The organism is Streptomyces coryli (assembly GCF_011044975.1).
GTDB lineage: Bacteria > Actinomycetota > Actinomycetes > Streptomycetales > Streptomycetaceae > Streptomyces > Streptomyces coryli.
This window is the reverse complement of the sequence record NZ_JAAKZV010000020.1, coordinates 48684-64076: the sequence shown is the minus strand read 5'-3', so window position 1 is coordinate 64076 and position 15393 is coordinate 48684. Positions and strand designations below refer to the sequence as shown.

Sequence of the window (15393 nt, the reverse complement as noted above, 5' to 3'; positions counted from 1 at the left end):
TCGCTCACCAGGGCATATAACTCGGCACCCACCACGCCCGATCCCCCCACCCGGCACATAAATCGCCTCTCAGGTAGGGCAATTGTGGCAGCAAGCCCCCGGCCGGGACCGCCTAGAACCGGTCCGGGTCCGCCGCCGCCCAGTCCGCCGCCCAGGCCTGCGGCGGGTCGGCGAGCAGCTCGCCGGGGCGCAGCCAGTTGTAGAGCTGGTCGCCGGACTGCAGCACCGCGGGGGCGGTCCGGCGGCGGAGGTGGCCGGGCTGCAGTTCGTGGGGTTCGCGTACGCCCATCGCCGCCATGATCGTCATCGCGCTGCGGACCGTCGCCTGCTGGTAGCGGTACACCCGCTCGGACTTGACCGCGACGTCCAGGCCGCGGACCCGGCGCGGGTCCTGGGTGGCGACGCCGACCGGGCAGTGGTTGGTGTGGCACCGCTGGGCCTGGATACAGCCGACCGCGAACATCATCGCGCGGGCCGCGTTGGTGTAGTCCGCGCCCTCCGCCAGCCGCTTGACGATGTCGGCGCCGGTCGCGATCTTTCCGGCGGCGCCGATCCGGATACGGTCCCGGAGCCCGGCGCCGACCAGGGCGTTGTGGACGGTGACGAGGCCGTCGGTGAGCGGCATGCCGACGGTGTCGCAGAACTCCAGCGGCGCCGCGCCCGTACCGCCCTCGGCGCCGTCGACCAGGATGAAGTCGGGCGCGGTGCCCTCGTCGAGCATCGCCTTGCAGACGGCGAGGAACTGCGACCGCGAGCCGACGCACAGCTTGAACCCGGCCGGCTTGCCGCCCGCCAGCTCCCGCATCCGGGCGGTGAAGCGGATCAGCTCGCGGGGGGTGTGGAAGACCTGGTGATACGGCGGCGAGATCACCGTCAGGCCCTCGGGCACGTCCCGTACCCGGGCGATCTCGGCCGTCACCTTGCGGCCGGGGAGCACCCCGCCGATGCCGGGTTTGGCGCCCTGGGAGATCTTCAGCGAGACGCACTTCACCTGGTCGTACGCGGCCTTCTCGGCGAACTCGCCGGCGTCGAAGCCGCCCTCGTCCGTCCGGCAGCCGAAGTACCCGGTGCCGATCTCCCACACCAGGTCGCCGCCGGGCCGCCGGTGGTAGTCGGAGATGCCGCCCTCGCCCGTGTCGTGCGCGAAGCCGCCGCGGGCCGCGCCGGCGTTGAGCGCCTCGATGGCGTGCGCGGAGAGCGAGCCGAAGCTCATCGCGGAGACATTGAGCAGCGCCATGTCGTACGGGCGGGTGCAGTCCGGGCCGCCGACCCGGACGGTGGGCGGGGTCTCGGGGGCCGGCACCGGAGCCATGGAGTGCACCAGGAACTCCTGGCCCTCGGCGTACAGGTCCAGCTCGGTGCCGAACGGCTCCTCGGCGGCCGTGCCCTTGGCCCGCTCGTAGACGATGTCGCGGGTGTCGCGGTCGTAGGGACGGCCGTCGTAGTTCCGCTCGATGAAGTACTGCTGCAGCTCCGGGCGGATCTGCTCCAGCAGAAAGCGCAGATGCCCGACGACGGGGTAATTGCGCAGCACCGAGTGCGTGCGCTGCACGAGGTCCCACAGCCCCAGACCCGTCAGCGCCAGAAAGACGCCGGCGGGCAGCCACCACCAGACCGAGACGAGCACGGCGAGGGCCGTACTGACCACGGCGACAAAAGCGACCAACCAGAAAACTGCCACAAAAGGGAAACTACACGGGCGCGCCCCTGCGGAGCGTCTGCGTCGCCGTGCCGGTGCGCTGCATGCGGTGCCAGCCGAGGCGGCTGCCCAGCAGCGCGGTGAAGACGGACTGGACGACGACCAGGTACATCAGCTGGCGGTAGACGAACAGCTGCAGCGGCATCGTCCACAGCGGGGAGAAGCGCTCGCGGTCCAGGCGCAGGGCATAGAGCGCGCCGACGAGCTGCACGGCCGTGAAGCCGAGCCAGATACGCAGCGCCTGTCCCGCGTCCTGGAAGGCCAGGCCGTAGACCGCGTACAGGTCGACGACCGGGGCGAGCAGCGGCAGCAGCGTCTGGAAGACGCCGAGGTAGGTCAGGCCGCGCCGGCCGAAGCGGCCGGCCGGGCCGCGTTCGATCAGCGCCCGGCGGTGCTTCCACATCGCCTGCAGGGTGCCGTAGCACCAGCGGTAGCGCTGCCGCCACAGCTGCTTGAGCGAGGCGGGGGCCTCGGTCCAGGCGATGGCGCTCTCCTCGTACACCACCCGCCAGCCGGCCCGGCACAGCGCCATCGTCAGGTCGGTGTCCTCGGCGAGGGTGTCCTCGCTGACGCCGCCCACCCCGAGCAGCGCCTCGCGGCGGAAGGCGCCGATCGCGCCGGGGACGGTCGGCATGCACTCGAGCACGTCGAACATCCGGCGGTCGAGGTTGAAGCCGATCACGTACTCCAGGTGCTGCCACTTGCCCAGCAGGCCGCGGCGGTTGCCGACCTTCGTATTGCCGCTGACCGCGCCGACGTACGGATCCGCGAAGGGCTGGATGAGGCGCTGGATGGCCTCGGGCTCGAAGACCGTATCGCCGTCGATCATCACGACGATGTCGAAGTGCGCCCAGCGCAGGCCGGTGTTGAGCGCCGCGGCCTTGCCGGCGTTCGGCTGCCGGATGACGGTGACGCGGCGGTCGGGGCAGGAGCGGGCGATCGGGTAGGTGCGGTCGGTGGAGCCGTCGTCGACCACGATGATCTGCGTGTACGCGTGCGTGGAGGCGAGCAGCGAGCGCAGGGTGGCCGCGATGCCCGCCTCCTCGTTGTACGCGGGGACGATGACGGTGACGGGGACATTGAGGCCGGGGCCGCGGGGGCGTCTCCTCCCCCGGCGCACCTGGCGGACGTGGCGGCGGGCGAAGAAGACCAGCAGGAGCAGCCGCAGCGCGGTCAGCGCCCCGGCGGCGGTGAGCAGCCAGGTCATGGCGACGGCGAACCAGTGCGCCACCGCCTGCGCCCAGATCAGCCCCGTGCCCTGCCAGCGGGCGATGGTCGGCACGCCAGGGTTCGCGCCGGGGAGGCCGACGGCGGCGGAGACGGTCTGCGGCTTCGGGCCGCGCTGCTTCAGGAGGTCCGCCACCTCGTCGTACGCGGCGGAGGTCTGGGCGTACTGCCTGATGCCGCGTCCCGACGCCACGATCAGATACCCGTCCCCTGCCGCCCGCCGGGCGGCCGCCCACTCGCTCTCGCAGAGCCTGGCGGCCGAGGTGGCGTACGGCAGCCGCAGCAGGTGCGGGCGGACCCCGGCCGCACCGGCGAGGACGTTCTGGGTGAGGGACAGCTCCAGTTTCGTACGGGGCGCGGAGGCGGCGGCCAGGTCGGCGCCGGTATAGGTGTACGAGCCGATCTCGTGGCCCTCGGCGCGGATCCGCTCGGCGAGCTCCGGGTGCTTGGCGGCCTGGGCGCCGGTGAGGAAGAAGGTGGCGTGCGCGCCATGGGCCTTGAGGAGATCGAGCAGCCGCGGCGTCTGTACGGGGTCGGGGCCGCCGTCGAAGGTCAGCGCCGTGGCGCCCGTGCGCGGGGCGGCCGCCTCCACGCCCTGCGCCGGACCGCCGGCGACGCGCAGCACCGGGCCGCCCTCGCGGACCGCCTGCGGGGCGGGGGCGCAGTCGCGGCGGTCGGGGGGTGCGGCGGACCCGAGCTGGTGGTGCGTATAGCCCTCGAAGAGCAGCGCCGCGGCGCAGGCGGTGAGGGTGAGCAGGAGCAGGATCCAGTGTGCGCGGGGGTCGCGGCGGCGGGCGTGGCGGCTGGTCATCCGGGCGGCCGGCTCATCTGCCGTGGCCGGGCGGCTCGGTGCCGTTGCCGCCGTTGCCTTGGCCGGAGCCGCGACTGGCGCCGGGGGCAGGGTCGTCGGGGGTGGCGGAGGCGGTGTCGTCCGCGGGCGGCCTGCTCGAGGAGCGGGAGGCTTCGGGGGAAGCGGAGCTCGACTCGGAGGGGGTGACGGAAGGGGAAGGAGTACGGGCCGGATCGGACTCGGCCGGCGGCCGGGTGGCGCTCGGCTTCGGGGCCTTCGGCCGCTCGCTCGTGGCCTTCGGCTCCGGCTTGCCCTGCACCCACGGGACCTGGTCGTCGGCGGGCCCGGTGCCGAAGAAGCCGGCTATGAGGACCACGACGTACCCGGCGAAGACCAGTCCGGCGGCGGCCATCCCGTAACGGACGGCCTTGCGGCGGCGGCCGGAGGCGTCGACGAATATCTGCCGGCCCCGGTGCCCGCCACCGCCGGGTCTGCCGCGTCTCCTGCGGCCTGTGCTTCCCATGGCGCGGGAGTGTAGCGGCGGCGGGTGCCGCGGACCGGTGAGCCGTCGCTCACACCTGGCGATACCGACGAGCGCGCTGCCCTACGCGCCCGTAAGGTGACGGCATGCAGGTGATCCAGTCAACGAAGCTCGCCAACGTCTGCTACGACATCCGGGGTCCGGTGCTCGAGGAGGCGATGCGGCTGGAGGCGGCGGGTCACCAGATCCTCAAGCTCAACATCGGCAACCCTGCCCCCTTCGGCTTCGAGACCCCGCCGGAGATCCTCGAGGACATGCTGCGCAGCGTCGGCACGGCGCACGGCTACGGCGACTCCAAGGGCATCCTCCCGGCCCGCCGCGCGGTGATGCAGCATTACCAGACGCAGGGCATCTTCGACCTGGACGTCGAGGACATCTTCCTCGGCAACGGCGTCTCCGAGCTCATCCAGATGTCGATGAACGCGCTGCTCAACGACGGCGACGAGGTCCTGATCCCGGCCCCGGACTACCCCCTGTGGACGGCGTCGGTCTCGCTGGCCGGCGGCACGGCGGTGCACTACCGGTGCGACGAGCAGGCCGACTGGATGCCGGACCTGGACGACATCGAGCGCAAGATCACCGACCGCACCCGGGCGCTGGTGATCATCAACCCGAACAACCCGACCGGCGCCGTCTACGACGACGAGATGCTGCGCGGCCTGACGAACATCGCCCGCCGCCACAACCTCGTCCTCTGCTCCGACGAGATCTACGACAAGATCCTCTACGACGACGCCACCCACAAGCCGACGGCGACCTACGCCCCCGACCTGCTGACCCTCACCTTCAACGGCCTGTCCAAGGCCTACCGGGTGGCGGGCTACCGCAGCGGCTGGCTCGCGGTCTGCGGCCCGAAGCAGGACGCCCGCAGCTACCTCGAGGGCCTGACGATCCTCGCCAACATGCGCCTGTGCGCGAACGTCCCCGCCCAGCACGTGGTCGCCACGGCCCTGGGCGGCCGCCAGTCCATCAAGGACCTGATCCTGCCGGGCGGCCGCCTGAAGGACTCCCGCGACACGGCGTACGACCTGCTGACCCAGATCCCGGGCGTGACCTGCGTCAAGCCCAAGGGCGCCCTGTACATGTTCCCCCGCCTGGACCCCAAGGTCTACAAGATCAAGGACGACGCCCAACTCGTCCTCGACCTGCTCAGGGAACAGAACATCCTCCTGGTCCAGGGCACCGGCTTCAACTGGCCGGAACCGGACCACCTCCGCATCGTCACCCTCCTCGACAAGGACGGCCTGACCGACGCGATCACCCGCATCGCCACCTTCCTGGACGGCTACAGCCAGCCGTAACGCGCGCATCGCGGAGCCCCTCCCGGCAGTACGCCACAATCCCTCCATGCGAATAAGCCTCTTAGGGCCCCTGACGGTGCGATCCGCCGAAGGGGCCGTGGTGAACGTCGGCGGGCCGCGGCCGCGTTCCCTGCTCGCCCTGCTCGCGCTGAACGCCGGCCGGGTGGTCGGCACGGACCAGCTGATCGACGGGCTGTACGGCGAGGAGCCACCCGAGCAGGCCGGCAACGCCCTCCAGTCGCAGGTGTCGCGGCTGCGCCGCGGGCTGCGGGCGGCGGGGGTGGCGGTGCCGATCGAGATGCGCCCCGCCGGGTATCTGCTCGCGGCCGACCCCGAGCAGGTGGACGTGCACCGCTTCGCGCGCCTCGTACGCGAGGGGCGGCGGTCGCTGGAAGAGGGGGAACACACGCACGCGGCGGCTCTGCTGCGCGAGGCGGTCGGGCTGTGGCAGGGGCCCGCGCTCGCCGACGTGGCGGACGCGCCCTTCGCCGCCGGGCAGGCGGCGCGGCTGGCGGAGCAGCGCATCGCCGCCGTGGAGGACCTGGCGGAGGCCGAGCTGGCCCTGGGCCGGCATGCGGCGGTGATCGAGGAGCTACGGGAGGCCGCCGCCGGCCATCCGCTGCGGGAACGGCTCGCCGGCCTCTTGATGCGGGCGCTGGCCGGATCCGGCGGCCAGGCGGAGGCGCTCGCCGTATTCGAGGAGACCCGCCGGATGCTCGCCGAGGAGCTGGGCGCCGACGCCTCGGCCGAACTGGGCGCCATCCACCTGGCGGTGCTGCGCGGCGAGGAGCGCCGCCCGGTGCCGGAGCCGCGCCGGGGACGGCCGGGAGCCGGGATCGGGCTGCCCGCCCCGGTGAGCAGTTTCGTGGGCCGTACGGAGGAGCTGACCGAGGCCGGCGAGCTGCTGGCCGCGGGGCGGCTGGTGACCTTGGTGGGACCCGGCGGGGTGGGCAAGACCCGGCTGGCGGTGGAGGTCGCCCGGCGGACGGCGGAACGCGTGGGCGCCGAGGGCCGGTTCATCGACCTGACCGCGGTCGCCTCCGACGCGACCGGCGCCGCCGTCGCCGAGGCCGTGACCGGAGCGCTCGGACTGCACGACACCGTGCCGCTGGCCGGTGGCGGGCAGCCGCGCCCTGACCCGCTCGACCGGCTGCTCGCCGCGCTCGCCGAGCGGGAGGCGCTGCTGGTCCTGGACAACTGCGAGCACGTGGTGGCGGAGGCAGCGGAGCTGGTGCAGCGGCTGCTCGCCGCGTGCCCGCGGGTACGGGTGCTGGCCACCAGCCGGGAGGCGCTGGGGATCACCGGCGAGCTGCTGTGGCCGCTCGCCCCGCTGGCGAGCCCGCGGCAGCCGGTCGCTCCCGAGGAGGCGCTCGGCTTCCCGGCCGTGCGGCTGTTCGCGGAGCGGGCCGCGGCCGTGCGGCCCGGCTTCGTCCTGGGGCAGGCCGAGGCAGGCCCGGTGCAACGGATCTGCGCCACGCTCGACGGGTTGCCGCTGGCCCTCGAACTGGCCGCGGCGCGGCTGCGCTCGATGCCGCTGGACGAGGTGGAGTCGCGGCTGGACGACCGGTTCCGGCTGCTGGCCCGCGGCGAGCGGACGGCGGCGCCCCGGCACCGCACGCTGCGCGCGGTCGTGGAGTGGAGCTGGGAGCTCCTCGACGAGCAGGAGCAGGCGCTCGCCCGCCGGCTCACGGTCTTTACGGGAGGCGCGCCGCTGGCCGCGGTGGAGGCGGTCTGCGCCGGCGAGGACGTCGCGGAGCCGGCCGACGTGGCGGTGGGGCTGGTGGACAAGTCGCTGGTCGAGGTGGACACGGACGGCCGGTACCGGATGCTGGAGACGGTGCGGGAGTTCTGCGCCGAGCGGCTCGCGGCATCCGGGGAGGAGGCACGGCTGCGCGTGGCGCACGCGCAGTGGTTTCTGCACCTGGCCATCGAGGCCGACCCGCAGCTGCGGCAGGCCGGGCAACTGCAATGGCTGCGGCGGCTGGACGCGGAGCATCCCAATCTGCTGGCGGCGCTGCGGCATTCCATCTCCGCGGCGCCCGAGCTGGCGCTGCGGCTGACCGCCGTGCTCAGCGGGTACTGGTTCCTGCGCGGGCTCCGCGGCGAGGCCGCGCCGCTGGCCGCCGAGTTGCTGCGCAGGGTGGGCCGGCGGATACCGGCGGGGCGGTCGGACGAGTACGTCCTGTGCGTGCTGAACGCGATCGCCGGCGGCCCGGACGGTTCCGAGCGGCGCGACTGGTGGGAGCGCGCCGAGGCGAAGATGGAGACGCGGACGGCGCCGCCGCGCTATCCGTATCTCAGCCTGCTGTGGGCGGTCGCCGCGGGACCGACCGACGCCGACCGGGAGCGCCCGGAGGTGTACGTCGGCACCGACCCCTGGTCGCAGGCGCTGCTGCGGATGGGGAAGGGCTACTGGGCCCTGTACGCCGGGGATTCCGGGGATGCCGTGGAGGAGGAATTCGCCGCTGCCCTGCGCGGGTTCCGCGATCTGGGCGACCGGCTGGGTGCCGCCGAGACGCTGGACGCGCTGGCGACGCTGGCGTCCCGGCGCGGGCAGCATGCGCGGTCGCTGGAGCTGTGGGCCGAGGGCGTCGCGGCCGCCGAGGAGCTGGGTGCCGTCGCCAGTGCGGTGACCATGCGGTGCAACCGGGGCGGCGAGTTACTGCGTACCGGAGACCTCGAGGCGGCGCGGGCCGAGTTCGCCTGGGCCGAGTCGGTGACCCGGGGGGACGGGCTGCGGGCGGAGCTGGGCTCGGCGCGCTGCGGCCTCGCCGAGGTCGCCCGGCTGGAGGGCGATCCGGTGACGGCCCGCCGGCTCTACGAGCAGGTCCTGAGCGAGGTGGTGGCGGAGTGCGCGACCGGCGAGCCGAGCCGGGTGCGGGCGCTGGTGGGCCTGGGCCGGCTGGCCGCCACCGAAGGCGGCCTGGAACGTGCCCTTGCCCGGCACCGGGAGGCGCTGGACCTGGCGCTGCACAGGAGCGACCACAGCGAGGCCGCCGGTGCGGTGGAGGGCCTGGCGGAGGCGGCCCTGCTGGCGGGTGACGGCGAACGGGCCGCGCTGCTGCTCGGGTTGGGCGAGGCGCTGCGGGCCGGAGCCCCGCCGGGGCTGCCCGACGGTGCGCGGACGGCGGCCGGAGCGCGGGATCTGATCGGGGCGCAGCGCTTCGAACGGGCCCTGGGGCGGGGCGCGTCGATGACGGTGGAGGCGGCGCTGACCGAACTGGGCGCGCGGCGGTAGGCGGATGGTCAGCCGACGGTAGGCGCCGCCCCCGAGAGTCGTCGGCATGACGACTTCACCGAGCACCATCCACGAGAGCGCCGAGGCCCTGCGGCTGGTCGACGTGCGCAAGGTCTACGGCTCCGACGGCACCGGCGTGACCGCCCTGGACGGCGTCTCACTGGCGCTGCCGGGCGGCACCTTCACCGCCGTGATGGGCCCGTCCGGCTCCGGCAAGAGCACGCTGCTGCACTGCGCGGCCGGCCTCGACGAGCCGGACGGCGGCACCGTGTTCGTCGACGGCCTCGAGCTGAGCGGCAAGAGCGAGACGGCGCTGACGAAGTTCCGCAGGGAGCGGGTCGGCTTCGTCTTCCAGCGGTTCAACCTGCTGCCGACGCTCACCGTCATACAGAACACCACGCTGCCGCTGAAGCTGACCGGCCAGCGCATCGACACCGCGCGGGCCCGCGCCGTACTGGAGCGGGTCGGTCTCGGGCAGCGGCTCGGCCACCTGCCCAGCCAGCTCTCCGGCGGCCAGCAGCAGCGCGTCGCCATCGCCCGCGCGCTGGTCGCCGAGCCCAGCGTGGTGTTCGCCGACGAGCCGACCGGCGCGCTGGACAGCCACAGCGCCCGCGAGGTACTTGGCCTGCTGCAGGAATCGGTCCGCGACTACGGGCGGACCGTGGTCATGGTGACGCACGACCCGGTGGCCGCCTCGTACGCGGACGCGGTGGTGTTCCTGGCCGACGGCCGGATCGCCGGGCAGATGTCGAACCCGACCGCGCAGGCGGTCGCGGAGCGGCTGACCCACCTCGGCGACGAGGTGGCGCGGCAGCGGCAGCACGACAGCCATTCCGGGCTCGTCGGCGGCGGCGCGGGCAGCGGCTACGGGAACGGGGGGTTCTGATCATGTTCAGTCTGGCCCTGCAGTCGCTTCGGCGACGGATGAGCGCCTTCGCCGCGAGCTTCCTCGCGGTGTTCCTCGGCGCCGTGCTGGTATCGGCGTTCGGCACGCTGGCGGACACCGGAGCCGCCGCGGGTGTGTCGGACCGCGACCAGGAGACGCTGATCTCCATGTCGGCGGTGGTGGGCGGCTGGAGCCTGTGCCTGGTCGCCTTCGCGGTCACCTCCACGCTGGCCCTGTCCGTACGGCAGCGGGCGACCGAAATGGCACTGCTGAAGAGCGTCGGCGCCACCCCCGCCCAGCTGCGCCGGATGATCCTGGGCGAGGCGGGAATCCTGGCGCTGGCCGGCGCCGTGCTGGCGGTGCCCGTCGGATTCCAGGCCGGGCGCGGGCTGCTGGCGATGCTGAAGTCCACCGACCAGGTGGCCGCCGACGTGCCCTTCACCATCGGCCCGGTGGCACTGCTCACCGGCCTCGGCGTCACGGCGCTGGCCGCCACGGCCGCGGCGCTGCTGACGGCACGGCGGGTCGCGAAGATGCGCGTGGTGGAGGCGCTGAGCAACGCGGACGAGTCGAGCGCGGCCGGCGGCCGGCTGGGCCGCATCAGGATCGCCGCCGGCGTGCTGTTCCTTCTCGGCGGCCTGCAGATGAGCGTGATGGGCGCGGTGGCCGGCGCGGACGGCCTGGAGTCGATGCAGTTCGCGGGCTCCGCGGACATTCTGTTCGGCATCGGGATGGCGTTCTTCGCGCCGGTGCTGGTGGGCTGGGCGACCGCGCTGCTGGCCGGTCCGCTGGAGCGGTTCGGCGGCGTGAGCGGCTATCTGGCCGCGCTCAACCTGCGGCAGCGCAGGGCGCAGCTGGCGGCCGGGCTGACCCCGGTGATGCTGTTCGTCGGGATCTCCGCGGGCACGCTGTGGATGCAGGTCATCCAGAACGACGCCACCGCGGCCGGTGCGACGATCGCCGCGGACGACGAAGCCGTCGAGACACTGAACCTCGTGGTGACCGGGATGGTCGTGCTGTTCGCCTGCATCATGCTGGTCAACACCCTGATCGCGGCGACCGCGCACCGCCGCCGGGAATTCGGCCAGCAGCGCCTCGCCGGCGCCACCCGCGGCCAGGTGCTCGGCATGGTCGCGCTCGAGGGCGTGGTGCTGACCGTCGCCGGGCTGGTCTTCGGCTCGGTCGCCGCGCTGACCACCGTGCTGCCGATCAGCTACGCGAAGACCGGCAGCTGGCTGCCCGACGCGGAACCGGCCATCTGGCTCGGCACCGCCGCGGTCGCCGCCGCGGTGACCTTCGCCGCCCTGCTGGGCACGGCCCGGCGGAGTCTGCGCACCCCGTCCGTGGAAGCGGCGGAGGTCACGGCCTGAACCGCGGGGACCGGGCCGCCGTCCGGGGAATCGGCGGCCCGGGGGATCGATTGGACCGGCAAGGCAACCCGTACCAGCAGAGTGGAGAAAGCCGTGGCTGCCACCCAAGTCCAGTCGTTCGCCGACATCGAGGCGGAGTTCAACCGGTATATCAGCGACATCGTCTACTGCTCGCTGATCACCGTCGACCGGAAGGGACGGCCGCGGGCCCGGGTCCTGCTTCCCGTCTGGGAGGTCGTGGACGGGAGGCCCGTCGGCTGGCTCGCCGCCTTCAGTACGCCGGTGAAGATGGCGCACATCAAGAACAATCCGCACGTCACCTGCTCCTACTGGAACCCCCGGCAGAACTGCGTGTTCCTCGACTGCGAGGCGGAGTGGGTCGAGGACCAGGAGGTCAAGCGGCAGGCGTGGGAGCTGTACCGCGAGGGCAGCCCGGCCGGCGTCGGTTACGACCCGCGGCGGTACTGGCCCGAGGGGCCGACGGACGCCGGGTACGAGCTGCTGCGCATGGATCCGTTCCGGGTGCAGGTCGTCCGCGGGCGGGATCTGCAGAGCAAGATCTGGCAGCCGTGAGACCCGCGAGGTCCCTGCCCTGTGGTCAGGGCAGGGACTGCGCCGTATCGCACACCGCGTCCGCGAAGGCCCGGACCAGCGCGCTCTCGGCCGCGGTGAGCCACATCAGCCCGTATTCCATCGGCGCCGCGTCCCGGAAGGGGACGAAGGTGAGGCCGGGCCGGGAGACATACGGCTCGGCGCCCATGCTCACCAGGGACACCCCCTCCCCGGCCGCGACGCGCGCCAGCACCTCCGCCCAGAAGGTGGCCGGCCGGGCCCGCGGGATCGGGCGGCCCGAGGGCGTGCTGCGCGGGTAGTGGTGGTCGAGCCACGCCGGCGGAATGGCGTCGCCGATCAGCGGGATCATGACCGCGTCCGCGTAATCCTCCACGCTCAGCGAGTCGCACTTCGCGAACGGATGCCCGGTCGGGACGAGCAGCCCACGCTGCTGGGACAGCGCCACCGGGCCCAGCGTGATGTCGGGCTCGTCGACGGGGAATTCCGTCACCTGGAGATCGACCACGCCCTCCCGCAGCGGACCGAGCGGATCGTGGAGCTGGATCTCGCGGATGCGGACCTGGCAGTCCTGATGGCCGGCCTCGAACACCCGGGAGGCGGCGAGCACGACGTCGGCCGCCATCGGGCTGGAATAGCCGACGTCCAGCACCCCGGTGACGCCATGCCCCGCCGCCATCGCCCGGGAGACCGCCCGCTCCAGCTGCCGGTGCGCGGGCAGCAGTTCGTCGCGGAAGCGGGCGCCGGCCGGCGTGAGCGCCACTCGGCGGCTGGTGCGCTGGAACAGCAGCAGACCGAAGCGGCGCTCCAGCCGCTGCACGGTCTGGCTCACCCGCCCCTGCGAAATGCCAAGACGCTCACCGGTGCGACCGAAGTGCAATTCCTCGGCGAGCGTCAGGAACACCTCGATCTCGTGCCGCTCCACGTCTCCCCCTGATCGATGAGCCCCGCGGATCGATCGATCCGGGAAATCAATGGATCGGCAGTATAGCCCGATCCAAATGTCGGCATTGTTCCCGACCCGGAGCCCAAGTGATGCTCAAAACCGGCCCAGTTCACGGGTTTTCATAAAGGGGGAGCAATCCATGACCTTGCCCGCCGACGCCTTCGCGACGGAGGTGGCGCCGCAGTTGCCCACGCTGCGGCGGCACGCCCTGGTGCTGACCCGGGGGCACCAGGCCGATGCCGACGATCTGGTGCAGGAGACGCTGTTGCGCGCCTATTGCGCCTTTCCCCGCTACGTACCGGGGAATCTGGGGGGCTGGCTGTACCGGATCCTGCGCAACGCGCACTTCGGCGAGTACCAGCGCAGGCAGCGGCGCCCCGCGGTGCCCAGCGACTTCGCGCCCGGGAGTCCTGGCGCTCCCGGCAGCGGCGTCGGCGGCGGGCGGACCGCGGGCCCCGGCACCGCGACGGTCAGGTCCGCCGAGGAGGAGGCCCTGGCGGGCATGCTGGACCAGCCGCTCCGGGAGGCGTTCGCCGCGCTGCGCCCCGAGTTCCGCCGCACCGCCTATCTCGCCTTCGTCGAGGGGCGCAGCTACTCCGAGATCGCCGAAGCGACCGGCGTGCCGCGCGGGACCGTGATGTCGCGGCTGCACCGCGCCCGGCGCAGATTGCGGGCGGAGGTGGCCGGGCACACGGCTGGGTGAGACACCCGCCCGCAGCTCGCTTCAGGCAGGATGGCGATATGAACCGCCTGGCGAACGAGACCTCCCCGTATCTGCAACAGCACGCGGACAATCCCGTCGACTGGTGGCCCTGGTCCGACGAGGCCTTCGCCGAGGCCAGACGGCGGGACGTCCCGGTGCTGCTCAGCGTCGGATACGCCTCGTGCCACTGGTGCCATGTGATGGCCCGCGAGTCCTTCGCCGACGGCGATACGGCCGCCGTCATGAACGAGGGCTTCGTCAACATCAAGGTGGACCGCGAGGAGCGGCCCGACGTCGACGCCGTCTATATGGAGGCGGTGCAGGCCGCCACCGGGCAGGGCGGGTGGCCGATGACGGTGTTCCTTACGCCGTCGGCCGAGCCGTTCTACTTCGGGACCTACTTCCCGCCCGCGCCGCGGCACGGCATGCCCGGCTTCCGGCAGGTGCTGGACGGCGTACGGGCGGCGTGGGACGAGCGCCGCGACGAGGTCGGCGAGGTGGCCTCGAAGGTCGTCGAGCAGCTGTCGGCGCGGGAGTTGCGGGTCGCCGGGGACGGTGGCGGGCCGCCCGCCGAGGCGGAGCTGCACGCGGCGCTGATGGGGCTGACCCGGGAATTCGACGCGGTGCGGGGCGGGTTCGGCGGGGCGCCGAAGTTCCCGCCGGCGATGGCGCTGGAGTTCCTGCTGCGGCACCAGGCCCGTACCGGATCCGAGGGCGCGCTCGAAATGGTGCGCGCCACCTGCGAGGCGATGGCCCGCGGGGGGATCTACGACCAGCTCGGCGGCGGGTTCGCGCGGTACAGCGTGGACGCGGAGTGGGTGGTGCCGCACTTCGAGAAGATGCTCTACGACAACGCCCTGCTGGCGCGGGTGTACGCGCATCTGTGGCGGGCCACCGGGAGCGGTCTCGCCCGAAGGGTCGCGCTGCAGACGGCGGACTTCCTCGTGCGGGAACTGCGCACGGAGGAGGGCGGGTTCGCGTCCGCGCTGGACGCCGACTCCGACCGGGTCGACGGCACGCATGCCGAGGGCGCGTACTACGTGTGGACGCCCGAGGAGCTGCGGGCGGTGCTCGGCGAGGAGGATGCGGCGCTCGCGGCCGCGTACTTCGGAGTGACGGAGGAGGGGACCTTCGAGGAGGGCGCCTCCGTGCTGCAGCTCCCCGACGGCGAGGTGCTCGCCGACGCGATGCGGATCTCGTCCGTACGGGAGCGGCTGCTGGCGGCGCGCGCCGGGCGGCCGCGGCCCGGGCGCGACGACAAGGTGGTCGCCGCCTGGAACGGCCTCGCCATCGCGGCGCTCGCCGAGATCGGCGCGTACTTCGAGCGGCCGGACCTGATCGAGGCGGCGACGGCGGCCGCGGATCTGCTGGTACGGGTGCACATGGACCCGGCGGGGCGGCTGGTACGGACCTCACGGGACGGGGCCGCGGGCCCGTCGCAGGGGGTGCTGGAGGACTACGCCGATGTGGCCGAGGGCTTCCTCGCGCTGACGGCCGTCACCGGGGAGTCGTCGTGGCTGGAGCTCGCCGGGCTGCAGCTGGACACGGTGCTGCGGCACTTCAGCGGGGGCGACGGTTCGGTGGAGGGTGGTTCCTTCTACGACACCGCGGACGACGCCGAGGCGCTCATCCGGCGGCCGCAGGACCCGACCGACTCCGCGACCCCGTCGGGCTGGACGGCCGCGGCGGCGGCGCTGCTGTCGTACGCCGCGTACACCGGCTCCGAGCGGCACCGCGAGGCGGCCGAGCGGGGGCTGGGGATCGTCACCGCGCTGGGGCCGAAGGCGCCGCGGTTCATCGGCTGGGGGCTGGCCGCGGCGGAGGCGGCGCTGGACGGGCCGCGGGAGGTGGCGGTCGTCGGTCCCGACGGGGATCAGGCGACGGACGAGCTGCACCGGGCGGCGCTGACCAGCACGGCGCCGGGCGCGGTGGTGGTGCGGGGCGAGCCGGGGGACGAGGGCGTCCCGCTGCTGGCGGACCGGCCGCTCGTGGACGGGTCACCTGCCGCGTACGTCTGCCGCCGGTTCGTGTGTGCGGCGCCGGTCACGGACGTAAAGCAGCTGGAGGAGCAGCTGCGGGGCTGAGCCCGCACAGCGCAAAGCCCCCGGCCGGGCGGCCGGGG

Annotated in this window: 11 protein-coding genes; 7 read left to right on the top strand and 4 right to left on the bottom strand. The window is 73.4% G+C overall.

Features of this window, described 5'->3' with window-relative positions; translation table 11 throughout:
• Window positions 1-112 precede the first annotated feature (112 nt).
• From G5C51_RS07660 to G5C51_RS07650, 3 genes are read right to left on the bottom strand one after another with little or no spacing between them, the layout of a single operon-like run.
• Window positions 113-1681 carry an FMN-binding glutamate synthase family protein gene (locus G5C51_RS07660; protein WP_165233802.1) on the bottom strand — a complete coding sequence of 523 codons (1569 nt, stop codon included), beginning with the start codon at window positions 1679-1681 and terminating at the stop codon, window positions 113-115.
• A 10-nt stretch (window positions 1682-1691) separates the two neighbouring features.
• A complete protein-coding gene (locus tag G5C51_RS07655; protein ID WP_165233799.1) occupies window positions 1692-3737 on the bottom strand; it encodes a bifunctional polysaccharide deacetylase/glycosyltransferase family 2 protein in 2046 nt (681 codons plus the stop codon).
• Between the two features lie 13 nt (window positions 3738-3750).
• Window positions 3751-4239, bottom strand: coding sequence for a hypothetical protein (locus tag G5C51_RS07650; RefSeq protein WP_165233796.1), 489 nt, complete (start codon window positions 4237-4239; stop codon window positions 3751-3753).
• Window positions 4240-4343: 104 nt separating this feature from the next.
• Between G5C51_RS07650 and G5C51_RS07645 the strand changes: the two genes are divergently transcribed.
• The 5 genes from G5C51_RS07645 to G5C51_RS07625 all read left to right on the top strand — a co-directional run bounded on the left by G5C51_RS07645 (window position 4344) and on the right by G5C51_RS07625 (window position 11625).
• On the top strand, window positions 4344-5558 hold the full coding sequence (locus G5C51_RS07645; protein ID WP_165233793.1) for a pyridoxal phosphate-dependent aminotransferase: 1215 nt from the start codon (window positions 4344-4346) through the stop codon (window positions 5556-5558).
• A gap of 46 nt (window positions 5559-5604) precedes the next feature.
• Complete coding sequence (locus G5C51_RS07640) at window positions 5605-8796, top strand: AfsR/SARP family transcriptional regulator (RefSeq protein ID WP_165233790.1); 3192 nt, start codon at window positions 5605-5607, stop codon at window positions 8794-8796.
• Window positions 8797-8842: 46 nt separating this feature from the next.
• Window positions 8843-9682 (top strand): ABC transporter ATP-binding protein, encoded by an 840-nt coding sequence (locus tag G5C51_RS07635; protein WP_165233787.1) that lies wholly within the window; start codon window positions 8843-8845, stop codon window positions 9680-9682.
• 2 nt (window positions 9683-9684) lie between these two features.
• Window positions 9685-11052 carry an ABC transporter permease gene (locus G5C51_RS07630; RefSeq protein WP_165233785.1) on the top strand — a complete coding sequence of 456 codons (1368 nt, stop codon included), beginning with the start codon at window positions 9685-9687 and terminating at the stop codon, window positions 11050-11052.
• Between the two features lie 93 nt (window positions 11053-11145).
• Window positions 11146-11625: a pyridoxamine 5'-phosphate oxidase family protein gene (locus tag G5C51_RS07625; RefSeq protein WP_165233783.1), complete on the top strand. Its 480-nt coding sequence runs from the start codon at window positions 11146-11148 to the stop codon at window positions 11623-11625.
• Window positions 11626-11650: 25 nt separating this feature from the next.
• Here the strand turns inward: G5C51_RS07625 and G5C51_RS07620 are convergent, their stop codons facing one another.
• Window positions 11651-12547: a LysR substrate-binding domain-containing protein gene (locus G5C51_RS07620; RefSeq protein WP_165233781.1), complete on the bottom strand. Its 897-nt coding sequence runs from the start codon at window positions 12545-12547 to the stop codon at window positions 11651-11653.
• 160 nt (window positions 12548-12707) lie between these two features.
• Between G5C51_RS07620 and G5C51_RS07615 the strand changes: the two genes are divergently transcribed.
• Both G5C51_RS07615 and G5C51_RS07610 read left to right on the top strand, forming a co-directional pair.
• A complete protein-coding gene (locus tag G5C51_RS07615; RefSeq protein ID WP_165233779.1) occupies window positions 12708-13271 on the top strand; it encodes a sigma-70 family RNA polymerase sigma factor in 564 nt (187 codons plus the stop codon).
• Between the two features lie 38 nt (window positions 13272-13309).
• Window positions 13310-15355, top strand: coding sequence for a thioredoxin domain-containing protein (locus tag G5C51_RS07610; RefSeq protein ID WP_165233777.1), 2046 nt, complete (start codon window positions 13310-13312; stop codon window positions 15353-15355).
• Window positions 15356-15393 lie beyond the last annotated feature (38 nt).